Annotated in this window: 1 pseudogene; it reads left to right on the top strand. The window is 45.2% G+C overall.

Annotated features, from left to right (window positions below):
* Positions 1-423: pseudogene (locus AC29Z1_RS08050) on the top strand (phosphoglucosamine mutase); the annotation flags it as partial.

The following is a 423-nucleotide window of genomic DNA, read 5'->3' as shown; positions in this document are numbered from 1 at the left end:
CCCGTATTCATGGGGCACAAGCCGGAGTTGTTATTTCGGCATCCCATAATCCCTATCCGGATAATGGTATTAAATTTTTTGCCGGGACAGGCTACAAACTGCCGGATGCTGTTGAAGATGAACTGGAAAAATTAATTCAAGCCGAACCTGAGACTATGCCTCGTCCTACGGGAGACGGTGTAGGTTTTATTACTCAGAAACACGACTTGTTAGCAAAATACATAGATTATGCTGTTGGTACAGTAGAAACCACATTAAGTGGCCTTAAAATTGTCATTGACTGTGCCAATGGCGCTGCCTACGAAGCTGCGCCTGCTGCCTTCAAAAAACTGGGGGCTGAGGTCATCATCATCAATGACAGTCCGAACGGCATTAATATCAATGACAGTTGTGGTTCTACCCATCTGGAGCAATTGCAGAAAG

It is taken from the genome of Sporomusa sp., assembly GCF_057736855.1.
The sequence above is the reverse complement of the archived record's forward strand: the minus strand, read 5'-3'. Positions and strand labels throughout refer to the sequence as shown.